The organism is Pseudonocardia sp. ICBG1034, from assembly GCF_020131375.1.
Classification (GTDB): domain Bacteria; phylum Actinomycetota; class Actinomycetes; order Mycobacteriales; family Pseudonocardiaceae; genus Pseudonocardia; species Pseudonocardia alni.
In genome coordinates, this window is the sequence record NZ_JAHLEK010000019.1 from 85,226 (window position 1) to 99,975 (window position 14,750).

A 14,750-nucleotide genomic window follows, 5' to 3' on the forward strand; every position below is an offset into this window, starting at 1 on the left:
CGAACGGGCGTGATCTCGCGCCCGGACCGTCTTCGACGCTGCGCTATCGATCCGACTTCCGGGGTCACGATGTCGACTTCGGCAAGGATGCGATATGTGGCCTGCGGTGACCCGTCCCCCGCTGACCCGTGGACTAGCCTCGCGCCCGTGTCCGGGACCTCGACCACTCCGACGCTGTTCGTGATCTACACCGAGCAGCTGGAGGCCTGCCGCGCGTTCTACGCCCAGCTCGGTCTGCACCTGGTACGCGAGCAGCACGGCCGAGGGCCCGTTCACTATGCCGCCGAGCTCGGCCACGGCCTGGTACTCGAGCTCTACCCCGCAATCTCGGCCGAGCAGGCCACCGGTCGCATGCGCCTGGGCCTGGCCATCCCCGCGGCCGTCGCCCAGCAAGTCGGAGCGAGGACGACGCTCTCCGATCCCGACGGCCGCACTGTTGCCGTGACCGCGATCGAGCCGATCCGCTACTTCGTCACCACCCGCCGGTGGGCGCGAGGCTGGGAACTCCATATCGCCGACGCTGACGGAGCCGAGATCGGTGTCACCCAGGTCGAGCATCTGGATGCCGTCGAGCGCACAGTTCAGGACTACATCGCTACCTGCGACCTGCCACCCGGCCAGATCAGCACCTGACCACGCCGTCCCGCCGATCGGCGGGGTGGCCGCATCCGACCGGGGCCCGCGCCCGCCGTACCGACCGGTGCCGGGGACAGCCCGCCGACGGTGGAATGGTCCCCATGGACGCCACCACCGCCAGTTGATCACCGATCTCGCCGACCGGGTCCGCGCCGCTTCCACGGGCGAGCGCGACCCCGAGGCCGCCGCACTCATCGATCGTTCCTTCGGCGACCCGCGCTCCGCCGTCTACGTCCTCACCCAGGCCGTCCTGGTCCAGGAACAGGCGCTGGCCGCCGCGCAGGCACGCGTCGCCGAGCTCGAGGCGCAGCAGGCACCGCCCGCCGGTGAGCGCGGCGGCTTCATGTCGAGCCTGTTCGGCCGCCGCACCGAACAGCCACCCCAGCCGCAGCCGTGGGGCGCCCAGCAGCCTGCCCAGCAGGCCTGGGCGAACCACCGGGGTGCCGCGGCCGCACCGCAGCCGGCGGCTCACGCCGGTGGGGGCGGGAGCTCCATGAAGACCGCCACCGGGGTCGCCGCCGGCGTCGCCGGCGGTGCCCTGCTGGCGACCGGGGTGAGCTCGATGCTCTCCGAGCCGGGAGCCGGCGAGGACGACGACTGGGGCTGGTGAGCCACCGCCCCGCCACGAGGAAGACCGCACCATGCGCTACCTGCTCCGCCACGCCTCCGAGCACCGCCCGCTGCTGGCCACCTGCCTGCTGCTGGCGTTGCTCGGCAGCGCCGCCGGCCTCGCCCAGCCCCTCGCCGCGCAGGCGGTCATCGACGCCCTCGGCCGGGGTGGGGCGCTGCTCACCCCGGTCCTGTTGCTGAGCCTGCTCGTCATCGGCAGTGCGATCGCCCAGGGGGTCGACGCCTACCTGCTGGACCGGACCGGCGAGCACATGGTGCTCCGGATCCGCCGGGAGCTCGCCGCACACCTGGTGCGGCTGCGGATGCCCGTGCTCGACGCCCGGTCCCCCGGCGACCTGGCCACCCGGGCCACCTCGGACACCGGGCTGGTCCGCCACGCCGCCACGACCGCGCCGGTGCACCTGGTCAACGGTGCCGTCGGCATCGTCGGAGCGCTGGTGCTGATGGCCGTGCTCGACGTGCGGCTGTTCCTGGTCACCGTGGTCGTCCTGGTCGTCGTCGGGCACCGGCCGCGCTCGCCGGTACCACCCCGCGCGACGAGCCCCGGTCCCCAGTCGCGCTCCGGTCAGCTGGAGTAGCAGCGAGTGCGCCACGGCGTGGGCAGGAACCGCGCCGGCTCGGTCAGGGGCGGAACGGGTCGGACAGGTAGTGCGGTGGCGCCGGCGCCTTTGTCAGGATGTCGGGCACGGCTGCACCGTCGGGTCAGAAGGTCACGTCGCGGTGCGCCAGCGTCGCGATCTTCATCCTCAGCGGTCGGAGGGTTCTTCCACCTCGACTTCACCGAGTAACAGGTGATCGGCGTGGCCCGACCACCGCTCCTTCGACCGCGCGGGAGCAACGCTCTGAGCTGCACCTCTGTGCGGCGGGCCGGGCTCGAACCGGCAACCTGACGGGTTATGAGTCCGCTGCTCTGACCAATTGAGCTACCGCCGCGGCGAGCCGGAGAGTACCGGAGCCGGGACACCCCGCACCCGCGTCACCCCGGTCCTCCGCCAGGGCCGGAGGGGACCCGGCCTAGGCTGCGACGCCATGCGGCTCGGTTACCTCACGCACGTCACCGGTGACGATCCGTCACGGGCCTACCGCGAGACGATCCGGTTGGCCGAACGTGCCGAGGAACTCGGGTACGACTCGTTCTGGGTGGCCCAGCACCACGACGGGCACCTCGGTGGGCGGCTGCCGTCGCCGCTGGTCCTGCTGGCCGCGGTCGCCGAACGCACCCGGCTGATCCGGCTGGGGACGGCCGTCGTCGCACTGCCGCTGGAGGACCCGCGACGCCTCGCCGAGGACGCCGGCGTGCTGGACGCCCTCTCCGGCGGACGCCTGGAGCTCGGCATCGGCGCGGGGGCCGACCCCGACGCGGCGCGACGCTTCGGGCGTCACCACGACGACCGGCACCGTGACACCGTCGCCGCGCGCTGGACGTCCTGCTGGAGATGCTGCCGCCCACGCTCGCCGCACAGCGGGTGTGGTGGGCGACGGCGACGCCGTCGTCCGTGGACGCCGCCGCGGCCCGCGGAGTGGGGGTGCTGTCGGGTAGGCCGCCGTCGTCGGACGGCGCCGTCGTGTCCGAGCTGGCCCGGTACTGGACCTACGCACGCGGGGTCCCGCGCGTCGCGCTGTCCCGGCCGCTGCCGGCGGGCCACTCGACCGGCCGGATCATCGACGAGCTGCTGGCCGACCCCGCCCTCCCGTGGGCGGGCGAGATCGTCGTGCAGGCCCAGCCGTCGACCGTGCGCGCCGACGTGCACGACGAGGTGATGGAGCGGACCGCGCGCTTCGTGCGGCCGTTCCTCGGGGTGGCGGGGCCGGCGCACGGGCCCACGGTCGTCGAGGAGGTCGACACCGACGACGACCTCACGCCCGCGATGCGGCCGCGGCCCGTGGTGCGGCCGCACCGGTAGGTCGTTGCGACCGGTCGGTGGAGGGTCGCCACCGCGGACCGCCAGGCACCGGGGCCTCCCGACGCTGCTTCCGCACCCGCACGCCGGAGGACGCATTCCCTGCGATGTTCTCGACCGATGCGGAGACGCAGCAGTTCCTGGAGGACATGTGTCGTTGAACCCCCGCGGTGCGGACGCGTTCTGCGGAACGCTCACCCCCGCCGCGCGAGCTCGGCCAGCCACTTCTTGAGCAGCACCGTCTCCGGCGCCCCGAGGACGTCGTTGTCGTCGGGCAGCGCGAGCAGGGCCGCCGCGGCGTCGCCGACCCCCGGCCCGCCGGGTGCGTGCTCCGCGTGCCCACCGGTGATCGCGGCGAGGGTGGCCTCGCGCATGTCGGCCGACAGCCCGGGGTCCGGGCGCGCGGTGATGATCTGCCGCAGGGTGACGCCGACGTTGGCGGCGAGGACGTGGGCCGCGGCGCGTTCCGGGCTCACGGTGAGCCGGCCCCGGCGGTCGGCCTCCCGGGTCAGGCCGAGCAGGGCGGCGGCCGGTCCGTCCTGTGCGGACGGCCGTCGCCCGGGGGTGACCTGCCCGTACATCAGGGCGTAGAAGCCCGGGTTGGCGATGCCGAACTCGACGTGGGCGTCCCACCCGTCGCGGATGTCCTGGATCGGGTCACCGCTGGACTCCTGGGCCCGCTTCGCGGACAGGTACTGCTCGAACCCGTGCTCGACCACGGCGTCGAGCAGACCGTCCTTGCTGCCGAAGAAGTGGTACAGCGTGGGGAGGCGGACGCCGGCGGCGTCGCAGATGGCCCGCAGCGGGACGGTCTCCCCCGGCGACGCCGCGATGAGGTCGGCAGCCGCACGCAGGAGCCGGTCCCGGGTCCCGACCTCGGCCGGTTGATCTGCCACGACCCCACTGTAGGACGCCCGGCCGGGGCCGGGGCGCGGACCGCGGGCCGGCCGCCGCCCGCCCCCGGCACCCACCGGACCACCCTCAGCGCGTGGTGTAGCCGCCGTTGGCGAAGATCGTCTGGCCGGTGATCCAGCGCCCCTCGGTCGCGAGGAAGCGCACGATCGGCGCGATGTCCTCGATCTCGGTGAGCCGCCCGCCCATGGCCATCGACTTGTGGAACTCGACCCGCTCCGGGGTCTCCTGCGGGTAGAAGAACGGCGTGTCCATCGGGCCGGGGGCGACGTTGTTCACCGAGATCCCGCGGTCGGCGAACTCCTTGGCCGCCGCACGGGTGAAGTGCTCGACCGGGGCCTTGCCGCCGGCGTAGGTGGAGTAGCCGTCGGTGAAGGCCGCCAGCAGCGACGTGACGACGGTGATGATCGCGCCGTTGTCGGCGAGGCTGCGGCCCGCCTCCTTGATGAAGAAGTACGCGGCCTTGGAGTTGATGCCGAACATCGCGTCGTACTCGGCCTCCGTGGTGTCCACGATCGGCTTGCGGAGCACCTTGCCGACGGCGTTGACGGCGACGTCGATCGGCCCGAGCGACCCCGTCGCGTCGGCGAAGAGCCGCTCGACCTGCGCCGGGACGGTCAGGTCGCCCTGCAGGAGCACCCCTTCGCGACCCGCTGCCTCGACCGCCTTCAACGTCTCCTCGGCCTCGGCGCGCGAGGACGCGGAGTTGTAGTGGATCGCGACGTTCGCCCCCGCCTCGGCGACCTGGCGGCTGATCAGCCCGCCGAGGTTCTTGCCGCCCGCGGCGACGAGAACGGTCCGGCCCTGCAACGACTGCACGCTCATGCGTTCCTCCTGTATCGACTGTATAGCTACGTGTATCAGCTATACAGAGCGATGTCGAACGCGGTGTCGTCAGAAGGCCCAGGTCCCGGTCAGCAGCGCCACGCCGGTGACGGCCAGCAACCCGACGACGACGTGCTCCCCCGTCCCGCCCGTGCGGAACCGCAGGGCCCGCGGCCAGCGGATCCCCTCCAGCGGCCAGAAGGCGAACCGGTTGCCGTTCGAGGTCAGCTCGTCGCCGATCGCCCCGACCCAGCAGCCCGCGCCGGCCGCGACACCGGTCCAGACCGCTGTCTCCCCGGGCAGCAGGAAACCGGTCCCCCACCACGCCAGCAGCCCGACCGCGGCCGCGAAGACCGGCGAGTGCGACAGGCCACGGTGCGAGACCCCGGTCGTCACCCGGGACAGCCACCGGATCGCCCGGCACAGGAGCCAGGTGACCGGCGGCAGCGACCGCGCGGCGACGCTCGACGGGTGGTCGAGGTCGGGCGCGAAGGCCGCCAGCGCGCACACCACCACGACCACCGGCACCAGCACCGGTGGCGGCGGGACCGCCGAGCAGACCGCGAGCCCCAGCACCGCGCCCGACAACGCGTGCGTACGCCCCATCATCGTGACCCCAACCCCTTCCGAACGGACACGGAGGGTAACCGCGCGACACCGTGACGCCGGGTCGCCGACACGCGTGCCGGTCTTGACCGTGCCCGCCGGGCCGCGCAGGCTCGCAGCGTGACGGACCGGTGGCGCAACTGGGCGGGCAACCAGCGCACCCGTCCGATCAGGACGGTCCACGCCCGCGACGCCGACGACGTCGTCCGGGCCGTGCGCGACGCCGCCGAGGGCGACCTGCGGGTCCGCCCGCTCGGCAGCGGCCACTCCTTCACCGGCATCGGCGTGCCCGACGGCGTCGCCCTCACCGTCCCCGCCGACCCCGCCGCGATCCGGCTCGACGGCGGGCTCGTCACCGTCCCGGCCGGGGTCACCCTGCACACGCTGAACCGGTGGCTGTGGGCCCACGGCCACGCCCTGCCCAACCTCGGCGACATCGAGGCCCAGACCGTCGCCGGCGCGATCTCCACCGGGACCCACGGCACCGGCGCCGGATACCGCGGCATCGCCGACGGGGTGCGCCGGCTGCGCCTGGTCGACGGGCTCGGGGAGCTCCACGAGCTGGGCCCGGTCGCCCACCCCGACCTGTTCGACCTGGCGCGGGTGGGGCTCGGGGCGCTCGGTGTCCTGGTCGACGTGACGCTGGCGACCGTGCCCGCGTTCCACCTGCACGCCCGCGAGTCCGCGCGCCCGCTCGCCGAGGTCCTCGACGGCCTCGACGATCTCGCCGCCGGCCACGACCACGTCGAGTTCTACTGGTTCCCGCACACCACGACCGCGGTGCTCAAGACGAACGACCGGACGGAACGGCGCTCGCCCGGGCGCGGCCGGGGCGCCGCGCTGGTCGGCGACGAGGTGCTCGGCAACGGCGCTTTCGCGCTCGTCCAGCGCGTCGCCGCGCTCGCCCCACCGCTGGTCCCGCGGCTCAACCGGCTCATGGCCGGGCAGATGGCCGCCGGGGAGTACGTGGCCCCGTCGTACGCGGTGTTCTGCAGCCCGCGCCGCGTCCGGTTCCTGGAGATGGAGTACGCCGTGCCGCGGGCCGCGCTGCCCGAGGCGTTCGCCGGGCTGCGGGCCGCCGCCGCGCGGCACGCCCACGACGTCGCGTTCCCGGTCGAGGTGCGGATCCTGCGCGGCGACGACGTCGCGCTGTCCACCGCGTACGGACGGGACACCGCCTACCTCGCCGTGCACGTCCACTCGGGACGCCCGCACGAGGCGTACTTCGGGGCCGTCGAGTCGGTGTTGTCCGCACTGGACGGACGGCCGCACTGGGGCAAGCTGCACACCCGCACCGCGGAGCAGCTGCGCCCCCGCTACCCGCGGTTCGACGCGTTCGTCGCCGCACGTGACCGGCTCGACCCGGCGGGCCGGTTCCGCAACCCCTACCTCGACCGGGTCCTGGGAGTGCCGTGCACGTCGACGACCTGACCACACCCGCGCTGCTCGTCGACGCCGCCGCGCTGGAGGCGAACCTCGCCGACATGGCCGCGCTGCTGCCCGGCCCGCGGCTGCGCCCGCACGTGAAGGCGCACAAGACCACCGAGCTGGCCCGGCGGCAGGCCGCCCACGGCCACACCGGGTTCACCTGCGCCACCGTGCGGGAGGTGGAGGGCATGGCGGCGGCCGGGCTGGGCGCGGACCTGCTGCTGGCCAACGAGGTGCTCGACGCCCGCCGGCTCGGCGCCGTCGTCGGGTCGGGCGCGCGGGTCACCGTCGCGATCGACTCGGAGCAGACGCTGTGGGCCGCCGTCGACGGCGGCGTCCGCGAGGTGCTCATCGACGTCAACATCGGCCTGCCCCGCTGCGGCATCGCGCCCGCGCGGGCCGGGGCGCTCGCCGACGCCGCCCGCGCCGCCGGGCTCGTCGTGCGCGGCGTGATGGGCTACGAGGGCCACCTGCAGATGCTCGACGACGCAGCCGAACGCGCCCGGCTCACCACCGAGTGCACCGACCGGCTGCTGGCCGCGCACGCCGACGTCGGCGGCGAGGTGGTCTCCGGCGGCGGCACCGGCACGCACGCGATGAACACCGCCTGCACCGAGATCCAGGCCGGGTCCTACGCGCTGATGGACACTGCCTACACCGCCGCCGGGCTGCCGTTCCGGCAGGCGCTGACGGTGCTGTCCACCGTGGTCTCGACGACCGCACCCGACGGCGGCATGCCCGGCTGGGCGGTCGCCGACGCGGGCCTCAAGGCGTTCGGCATGGACCACGGCAACCCCACGGTGCCCGGTGGGAACGTGTGGTTCTGCTCCGACGAGCACCTGGTGTTCGCCGCCGACGCCCCGCCGCGCACCGGTGACCGGGTGCGGATCGTGCCGGCGCACGTCGACCCGACCGTCGCGCTGCACGAGCGGATGCACCTCGTCGACGGCGACGAGGTGCTGGAGACCTGGGCGGTCGACCTGCGCGGCTGGTGAGGCCTACCGGCCGAACCTCTCCCCCAGCGCCGCCAGGCCCGTACCGAACACGCCGTTCGCGAACAGGCCCGCGAGGTCGCCCTCGTCGGCGCCGTCGGCGTCGAACTCGGTCCACCACTCGCCGAAGGTGTGCCCGACCGCGGTGACCGGGGCCAGCCGCACGGTGGAGACGTAGCGGCGCACCGGGAACGGCGACTCGAGGATCTCGTAGGTGAGGGCGTGGCCGCGCTCGTCGAGTGCGGTCAGCTCCTCGACGACGGTGCCGCCGCCCTCGGCGAGGGTCAGGCGTCGCTGCGCGCCGATCTCGCTGCCGGAGGCGCCGCGGATCAGCTCGCAGGTCGCGATCGCCGGGTGCCAGCGGTGCAGGCCACCGAAGTCGCGGACGTGCGGCCACACCTCGGCCAGCGGTGCCGTGATCACGGCGCTGGAGTAGGGACGGGGCATCGGGGACTCCTCCTCGGGAGTGTCAGGACTGCCGGCGCAGGTGGGGGGCCTGCGCCGCGAGCTGGTCGAGCTGGGCGCGGACGTCGTCGAAGCCGCTGTCGACCCGCAGGTCCAGCGCGATCGACGCAGCCAGCTCCGCGGTGTCGTGGAAGGCGGTGCGGGCGACCTCGAGGCGGGCGCCCACGGTGCGGGCCACCTCGCTGCCCTGGCCCGCGCTCTCCAGGCTCTCGCCCATCCGCGCGGTACGCAGGGCCTCGGCGAGCTCGGCGTCGAGGTTGCGGCCGATGTCGTGCAGCCAGTCCCTGGCCGGGCCGTCGGGCACCGTGCGCACGACGCCGTGGAAGGCGGTCACCGAGCCGACGCAGCCGGAGTAGGCGCGGGCCCAGCGCGACCCCGCGACGAGGCCGTCGGGCAGGGAGGCGGGGGCGTTCTCGGCGGCCCGTCGCATGGCCTCGCGCTCGGCGGGGCTCGCGGAGCGCAGGTAGGAACGGGCCAGGGCCTGGGCGGGCAGCCCGACGAACAGCACCGCCGGGACCGCGCAGAACACCGCCGAGGCGATCGCGTAACCCAGCGTCCGCCCGAGCAGCTCGTCGGCCGGGTACTGCCCCACCTGCGTGATGCCGACGATCACCCCGATCAGCACACCGAGGGCCGCACCGGCCAGCAGGAGCACCAGCCACCCGTGCGCGGCGAGGGCGTGCGAGACCCTGCCCCCGCGCACCGCCATCCGTCGCCGCCAGTCCCCGCCGGGCGGCGGGGCGGGCATCCCGCGCGCCATCACCGCTCCAGCACGTTCTTGAAGGCCCGCGTCTGCTCGGTCAGTGCGGTCTCGGTCGGCAGCCGCTCCATCGACGAGGCCCCGTAGAAGCCGTGGCAGACCTTCGCCGTGCGGAGCACGTGCGCGGCGTCCTCGGGCATCGCGACCGGCCCGCCGTGGACGAGGACGAGCACGTCGTCGCGGACCTCCAGCGCCGCCTGCGCCCACTCGTCGACGAGTGCGACGCAGTCGTCGAGGGTCTTCGCGGTGCCCGCCCCGATCGCGCCGCCGGTGGTGAGCCCCATGTGGCACACCACGATGTCGGCGCCGGCCCGGGCCATGGCGCGGGCGTCGTCGGCGGAGAAGACGTACGGCGTGGTGAGCATGTCCTTGGCCCGCGCCGCGGCGACGAGGTCGACCTCCAGCGCGTAGCCCATCCCGGTCTCCTCCAGGTTGGCCCGGAAGGTGCCGTCGATCAGCCCGACGGTCGGGAAGTTCTGGATGCCGGCGAACCCGAGGGAGGACAGCTCGTCGAGGAAGCGGTCGGTGAACAGGAACGGGTCGGTGCCGTTGACCCCGGCCAGCACCGGGGTGCGGCGGACCACCGGCAGCACCTCGGCCGCCATCTCGACGACGATGTCGTTGGCGTTGCCGTAGGCCAGCAGCCCGGCGAGCGAGCCGCGGCCCGCCATCCGGTAGCGCCCGGAGTTGTAGATGACGATGAGATCGATCCCGCCGGCCTCCTCGCACTTGGCCGACAGCCCGGTGCCCGCGCCGCCACCGACGATCGGCTCGCCGCGGGCGGCCATCTCGCCGAACCGCTCCATCAGCTCCGCACGGCCGAACCGCCTCATCGTCGTACCTCCTGCCAGGCCGAGAGCACCGCGTCGGCGAACTCCGGGTCGTTGACGTGGTGCGCGACCCGCCGGACACCGTCCGGGGAGTCCACACCGGCCTCGATCGCGGCGAACAGCGCCGCGTCGGCCTCGGGATCGTGGAACGCCGCGCCCGGCGCGTCCAGTGCGGACACCCCGCCCAGCGGGAGCAGGAACCGCCACGGCCCGGTCAGGGCGTTCAGCTTCGCCGCCAGCCAGGCCCCGATCTCCCGGTTCTCGTCGACGGTGGTGCGCATCAGGGTGACGTTCGCGTTGTGCTCGTGGAACTGGCGGCCGGCGAAGCGTTCCGGGACGGTCGCGCGTGCGCCGAAGTTGACCATGTCCAGGGCGCCGCAGGACCCGACCCACGGCACCGCGGAGCGGGCGATCGCGTCGAGCCGGTCGGGCCCGCAGGCCATCACCCCGCCGACGAGCAGGTCCGCGACCTCGGTGGTGGTCAGGTCCAGCACCGAGTCGACCAGGCCGGAGTCCACGAGCTTCTCCATCGACGGCCCGCCCGAGCCGGTGGCGTGGAAGACCAGGGCGTCGACGCGGTCGCCGAGCCGTTCGCGGACCGCGGTGACCAGCGGCGTGGTCACCCCGAACATGGTCAGCCCGACGGCGGGCAGGTCGGCACCGGTCTCCGGCGGCGGGGCGGTGACGGCGGCGGCCAGCATGTGCGCGGCGTTGCCCAGTACCCGTCGCGAGATGCGGTTGAGGCCCGCAACGTCGGTGACGGCGTACAGCATCGCGACGTCGCTCGCCCCCACGTAGGGCGCGGTGTCGCCGGAGGCGACCGTGGAGACCATCAGTTTGGGCACCCCGACCGGGAGGTCGCGCATCGCCGGGGTGACCAGTGCGGTCCCGCCCGAGCCGCCGAGCCCGAGGACGCCGCCGACGTCGTCGCGGCCGGCGAGGAAGGCCCGCAGCGCCTGCGCCATCGCCCCCACCGCGCTGCCGCGCTCACCGGTGAACACCGCGTCGGCGCCACCGGGGTGGCAGGCGGCGACCTCGGCCGCGGTCACGTCCGGACCGGGGCCCGCCGCACCGGAGGTGGACACGTCCACCCGGCGCACGTCGGCGCCGTCGGCGGCCATCAGCTCGGCCACCCACGCCAGCTCGGCGCCCTTGGTGTCGAACGTGCCGATCACGTATGCGGTCCCCACACAGGAGTTCTACCCGGACCCGGGCACCCGGGGCGAGAGCCGGAGCCCGGACGGCGCAGGGCACCATGGACACGCCCCCCTTCCGCCGGGCTCGTGACCTCGGGGCCCGTGACGTCGTTGGAGAGACATGCTCGGTCAACCGGACGACCCGCGAGGCATCGTGCTCCCGCTCGACGGGCGGCCCGGCGGAACGGAGACCGGCGCCCCCGAACGCAACGGTGGCCCGCATCCCCTCCGCAACGGGACCCCTCCCCCCGGCCCGGCACTGCTGCTGAGCTGGACCCCCACCCCGGCCGTCGACGACGACCGCGCCTGGGCGACGCTGTCGGCGTCGAGCGAGCTGGCGCGGCGGCTCGCACCCGACGCCGGCCGCGCACCCGCCGCCGGGCTCACCTTCCGGCTCGCGCTGCCCGAGGCGTTCGGCGCCGAGCCGCTGCTGCGCCTGGCCGGCGGCGAGACGGCCGCGGCGGCCCCCGGGTCGTCGGCGCTGGTGCCGGTCGCACCCACCGCACCCGGTGACCGGCACGGCGCCGGGCTGGGCCTGCTCACCCTGACCACGGCGGCCGAGATCGCCGCGACGGGCACCCAGACCCGGGTGCTCGACGAGCTGACCGCCGCGGTCGACCAGCTGGCCCCGTCGTGCGTGATGCGGCTGGACTCGCGGCTCCGCGCGGCCGAGGAGTCGCTGCGCGAGGCCCAGACCGAGCTTCTCGAACGCGGCTCGCTCGTCGTCGACGGCGACGCGACCGACAGCGGCTCCCCGTCGCGCGGGCTCGAGACGGCGGTCGCGAACCTGTCGGTCCTGCGCCACCAGACGCACGCCTGGATCGCGGGCTGGGAGCGGGTCGTCGCCGGGGCGGACCCGTCGGGGACGCCCGGCCTGGCGTTGCGGGACGCGCTCGGTGAGGTCGGCAAGCTCGGCTGGACCGGGTTCCCGGCCGCGGTGCACGGCGCCTACCAGGCACTCGTCCTGGACGCCCGGCGCATCCTGCTCACCGCGGCCGACCACCTGCTGCGCGCCCCGAACCGGCCGCTGACCGCGCTGCGGCCCCTGGTCGAGAGCGACCTCGCGGGCCGGGCCGCCGACGTCGCGCGGCTGCACCGGCTGCTGACCACGCTGTCGACGCTCCCGCAGACCGTGCGCAAGCGCTCCGGCGGCATGATGCCGAACCTGATCGCCGACCAGGCGGCGGCCAACGCACGCAGCCAGGCGCTGTTCACGCGGATGGCGAACGCGCTGCGCTCCCCGGTGTGGGACGGCCGGGTCGTCGTCGAGGTGCGGTCGCTCGACTCGGGCGAGCTGCAGGTGCTGCGCCCGGTCTGACCCCGGACACGTCACGGCCCTCCCGTCCGGCGCGGGGCCGGTCGGGAGGGCCGTGGACGGGGGTCGCGGTGGGTCAGCGGGCGACGGCCTTGGCGCGCTTGCGCGCGTCCTTCGCCGACGCCTTGGCCTGCTTGGCGGCCTCGGCACCGGCCACCGACGCGCGGTCGGCCAGGTCCGAGCCGAGCTTCGCGGCCTGCGACTGGGCCTGGGTGACCAGGGTGGAGAAGCGGTCGGCGTACTCGGGGGCGCGCTTCTCCGCGCGGGCGGCGGCCTTGCGGGCCTGCTTCTCCCAGCGGACGCGGCGCTTCTCGGCCTCGCGCACCCACCGGTCGCCGGTGCGCCCGGCGGCCTTGCGGTACCGGGCGCCCTTCTTGTCCACGACCTTCTCGAGCTGGGCGCCGCGCTTCTCGGCCGCCTTCGCCAGCTTGGCGCCGCGCTTCTCGGCGACCTTGGCCTGCTTCTGGGCGGCCTGGGAGGTGCGCTCGGCGGCGGCCGAGAGCTGCTCGGACCAGGTGGACGCCTTGTCCGAGGCGACCTCGGACAGGTGCGCGGCCTGCTCGGAGGCCTTGCCGCTCCACTCGGTGGCGCGCTCACGCACGACCGGGCCGTACTCCTCGACGGCCTCGGCCAGCTTCTCCCGGCTGCCCGCGGCGGCCGCGGCGATCGAGGTGCCCGCGCCGGCCAGTCCCGCGGCGAGCTGGGCACCGGTGTCGGAACCGGAGCCGGACAGCCGGGCCTGGGCCCGCTCGGCGGCCTGACGCGTCCGGTAGGCGTGCGACGGCTTGCCGTGGGTGTCGGCGGCCGCGATGAGCAGCCCGCCGAGCAGGCCGACGTTCTTCAGGAAGTGGATCTGCTCGTTGGCGCGCTTCTGCTGGTCGGTCTCCTCCCAGAAGCGGTGCCCGGCCAGGGTGGTCGGGACCAGCGAGGCGGCCAGCGCGGTGGCCGACAGACGGGGGAACTTGCCCAGGGCGAGCAGCGAGCCCGCCACGATCTTCACTCCGGCGTCGACCTTGACCAGGGTCTCGTTGTCCGGGCGCCGGTCCAGCGGGGCGTTCTCCACGACCTTGTCGATGGCCGGGGCGGCCTGGTCGAGAACGGGCTGTGCGGCGGAAGTCAACGCGTCGGCGTTCCGCAGCTCGTTGATTCCGCCGTAGATGAACACGGCCGCGAGGGCGGGTCGGGCTACACGTCGCAAGACTGGCATGGGGCACCTTTCCCCGGCCCGTCCGTCCGCAAACCCGGGGTGGGTGTGGCGTCACCGCCGTGGGATGGCAATCATGCCCGGGTGACGAACGGACGGCGGGCCATCGGGCTCGACATCGGAGGAACGAAGGTCGCCGGAGCGATCGTGGGCGAGGATGGCACGGTCCACGCCGAGCTGCGGCGCAACACCCCGGACACGTCCGATGCGGACACGATGACCACCCTGTTGCGGGAGATGGTCGAGGAGCTGCGCGGCGACGCCGAGGGGGCGGACGTGTCCGCGATCGGTGTCGGTGCCGCGGGGACCGTGGAGTGGCCGGTCGGCCGGATCCGCTGGGCACCCAACAACAACTACGAGAACTGGGACGTCCGCGGCCTCCTGGAGTCCGCGTGCGGGCTGCCGGTGGTCGTCGACAACGACGGCAACGTCGCCGGTCTGGCCGAGGCCCGGCTCGGCGGGACCCGCAACGACGACATGGTGCTGCTGACCGTCGGCACGGGCGTCGGGGCGGGGATCGTGCTCGACGGGAAGATCTACCGCGGCGCGCACGGGCTCGGTGCCGAGGTCGGGCACATGAACGTCAACCCGGACGGCCCGCAGTGCGGCTGCGGCAACTACGGCTGCCTGGAGGCGGTCGCGTCGGGGACCGCGCTGACCCGGATGGGGCGCAGCGCCGCCCTGCACGACCCGCGGGGCATGATCGCGACCCTGGCCGCGGAGGCCGGGGGCGAGGTCACCGGCCAGCACGTGACGATGGCCGCGATGGCGGGCGACAGCACGGCGGCCTCGCTGTTCCAGCGGCTCGGGCGCTCGCTGGGGATCGGTATCGCCAGCATCAACGCGATCTTCGAGTTCGAGGTCGTGCTGATCGGCGGCGGCCTGGTCGACGCGGGCGAGCTGCTGCTCGAGCCGGCGCGCCGGGCGGCCCGGGAGTTCCACTACGGCCCGCCCGAGGTCCGCCCGATCCCGCCGGTGCTGCCCGCCACCTACAAGGGCGACGCCGGGAAGATCGGTGCGGGGCTGCTGGCGCTGGAGGAGACCTGATCT

At 74.5% G+C, this 14,750-nt stretch carries 16 protein-coding genes, 1 tRNA gene and 1 pseudogene; 9 read left to right on the forward strand and 9 right to left on the reverse strand.

Going from position 1 to position 14,750, the window contains the following annotated elements:
- Positions 1-147: 147 nt before the first annotated feature.
- The 3 genes from KPF22_RS20445 (at position 148) to KPF22_RS20455 (ending at position 1,844) form a co-directional block, all read left to right on the forward strand.
- Entirely contained in the window at positions 148-633 is a 486-nt protein-coding gene (locus KPF22_RS20445; protein WP_224403029.1) for a VOC family protein, read from the forward strand.
- A 124-nt stretch (positions 634-757) separates the two neighbouring features.
- Positions 758-1,246 carry a DUF2076 family protein gene (locus KPF22_RS20450; RefSeq protein ID WP_255625033.1) on the forward strand — a complete coding sequence of 163 codons (489 nt, stop codon included), beginning with the start codon at positions 758-760 and terminating at the stop codon, positions 1,244-1,246.
- A gap of 31 nt (positions 1,247-1,277) precedes the next feature.
- Positions 1,278-1,844, forward strand: a complete 567-nt coding sequence (locus tag KPF22_RS20455) for an ABC transporter transmembrane domain-containing protein (protein WP_224403031.1) — start codon at positions 1,278-1,280, stop codon at positions 1,842-1,844.
- Positions 1,845-2,124: 280 nt separating this feature from the next.
- Here KPF22_RS20455 and KPF22_RS20460 read toward each other — a convergent pair.
- Positions 2,125-2,199 (reverse strand) — tRNA-Ile (locus KPF22_RS20460).
- A gap of 96 nt (positions 2,200-2,295) precedes the next feature.
- Between KPF22_RS20460 and KPF22_RS33695 the strand changes: the two are divergent.
- Positions 2,296-2,613, forward strand: a pseudogene (locus KPF22_RS33695) (LLM class flavin-dependent oxidoreductase); the annotation flags it as partial.
- Positions 2,614-2,702: 89 nt separating this feature from the next.
- Positions 2,703-3,170 carry a hypothetical protein gene (locus KPF22_RS20470; protein ID WP_224403128.1) on the forward strand — a complete coding sequence of 156 codons (468 nt, stop codon included), beginning with the start codon at positions 2,703-2,705 and terminating at the stop codon, positions 3,168-3,170.
- A 191-nt stretch (positions 3,171-3,361) separates the two neighbouring features.
- Here the strand turns inward: KPF22_RS20470 and KPF22_RS20475 are convergent, their stop codons facing one another.
- The 3 genes from KPF22_RS20475 to KPF22_RS20485 form a co-directional block, all read right to left on the reverse strand.
- Positions 3,362-4,063 (reverse strand): TetR/AcrR family transcriptional regulator, encoded by a 702-nt coding sequence (locus tag KPF22_RS20475; RefSeq protein ID WP_208825989.1) that lies wholly within the window; start codon positions 4,061-4,063, stop codon positions 3,362-3,364.
- Positions 4,064-4,148: 85 nt separating this feature from the next.
- Positions 4,149-4,904: an SDR family oxidoreductase gene (locus KPF22_RS20480; protein WP_224403032.1), complete on the reverse strand. Its 756-nt coding sequence runs from the start codon at positions 4,902-4,904 to the stop codon at positions 4,149-4,151.
- A 69-nt stretch (positions 4,905-4,973) separates the two neighbouring features.
- Positions 4,974-5,513: a metal-dependent hydrolase gene (locus KPF22_RS20485; RefSeq protein ID WP_224403033.1), complete on the reverse strand. Its 540-nt coding sequence runs from the start codon at positions 5,511-5,513 to the stop codon at positions 4,974-4,976.
- Positions 5,514-5,630: 117 nt separating this feature from the next.
- Here KPF22_RS20485 and KPF22_RS20490 point away from each other — a divergent pair, with 117 nt between their 5' ends.
- Entirely contained in the window at positions 5,631-6,941 is a 1,311-nt protein-coding gene (locus KPF22_RS20490; protein ID WP_224403034.1) for a D-arabinono-1,4-lactone oxidase, read from the forward strand.
- A complete protein-coding gene (locus KPF22_RS20495) occupies positions 6,923-7,933 on the forward strand; it encodes an alanine racemase (RefSeq protein ID WP_208825980.1) in 1,011 nt (336 codons plus the stop codon). Before KPF22_RS20490 ends, KPF22_RS20495 begins: the two co-directional genes overlap by 19 nt.
- A 3-nt stretch (positions 7,934-7,936) precedes the next feature.
- Here KPF22_RS20495 and KPF22_RS20500 read toward each other — a convergent pair whose 3' ends face one another.
- Genes KPF22_RS20500 through KPF22_RS20515 form a run of 4 tightly spaced genes read right to left on the reverse strand, consistent with a single transcriptional unit; the run spans position 7,937 to position 11,175 of the window.
- Positions 7,937-8,377 (reverse strand): SRPBCC family protein, encoded by a 441-nt coding sequence (locus KPF22_RS20500; RefSeq protein ID WP_208825978.1) that lies wholly within the window; start codon positions 8,375-8,377, stop codon positions 7,937-7,939.
- 22 nt (positions 8,378-8,399) lie between these two features.
- Positions 8,400-9,155, reverse strand: a complete 756-nt coding sequence (locus tag KPF22_RS20505; protein WP_208825976.1) for a hypothetical protein — start codon at positions 9,153-9,155, stop codon at positions 8,400-8,402.
- Positions 9,155-9,988: a phosphoenolpyruvate hydrolase family protein gene (locus tag KPF22_RS20510; RefSeq protein WP_062401664.1), complete on the reverse strand. Its 834-nt coding sequence runs from the start codon at positions 9,986-9,988 to the stop codon at positions 9,155-9,157. The genes KPF22_RS20505 and KPF22_RS20510 overlap by 1 nt, the downstream gene beginning before the upstream one ends.
- Positions 9,985-11,175 (reverse strand): Tm-1-like ATP-binding domain-containing protein, encoded by a 1,191-nt coding sequence (locus tag KPF22_RS20515; RefSeq protein WP_208825975.1) that lies wholly within the window; start codon positions 11,173-11,175, stop codon positions 9,985-9,987. Before KPF22_RS20515 ends, KPF22_RS20510 begins: the two co-directional genes overlap by 4 nt.
- Positions 11,176-11,302: 127 nt before the next feature.
- Between KPF22_RS20515 and KPF22_RS20520 the strand changes: the two genes are divergently transcribed.
- Entirely contained in the window at positions 11,303-12,499 is a 1,197-nt protein-coding gene (locus tag KPF22_RS20520) for a hypothetical protein (protein ID WP_208825974.1), read from the forward strand.
- A gap of 73 nt (positions 12,500-12,572) precedes the next feature.
- On the opposite strand, the gene KPF22_RS20525 is transcribed toward KPF22_RS20520, so the two are convergent.
- Positions 12,573-13,694 carry a DoxX family protein gene (locus tag KPF22_RS20525; protein WP_224403035.1) on the reverse strand — a complete coding sequence of 374 codons (1,122 nt, stop codon included), beginning with the start codon at positions 13,692-13,694 and terminating at the stop codon, positions 12,573-12,575.
- 90 nt (positions 13,695-13,784) lie between these two features.
- Between KPF22_RS20525 and KPF22_RS20530 the strand changes: the two genes are divergently transcribed.
- The gene (locus KPF22_RS20530; RefSeq protein WP_224403036.1) at positions 13,785-14,747 is read left to right on the forward strand and encodes an ROK family protein; all 963 of its coding nucleotides are present in this window, start codon (positions 13,785-13,787) and stop codon (positions 14,745-14,747) included.
- Positions 14,748-14,750 lie beyond the last annotated feature (3 nt).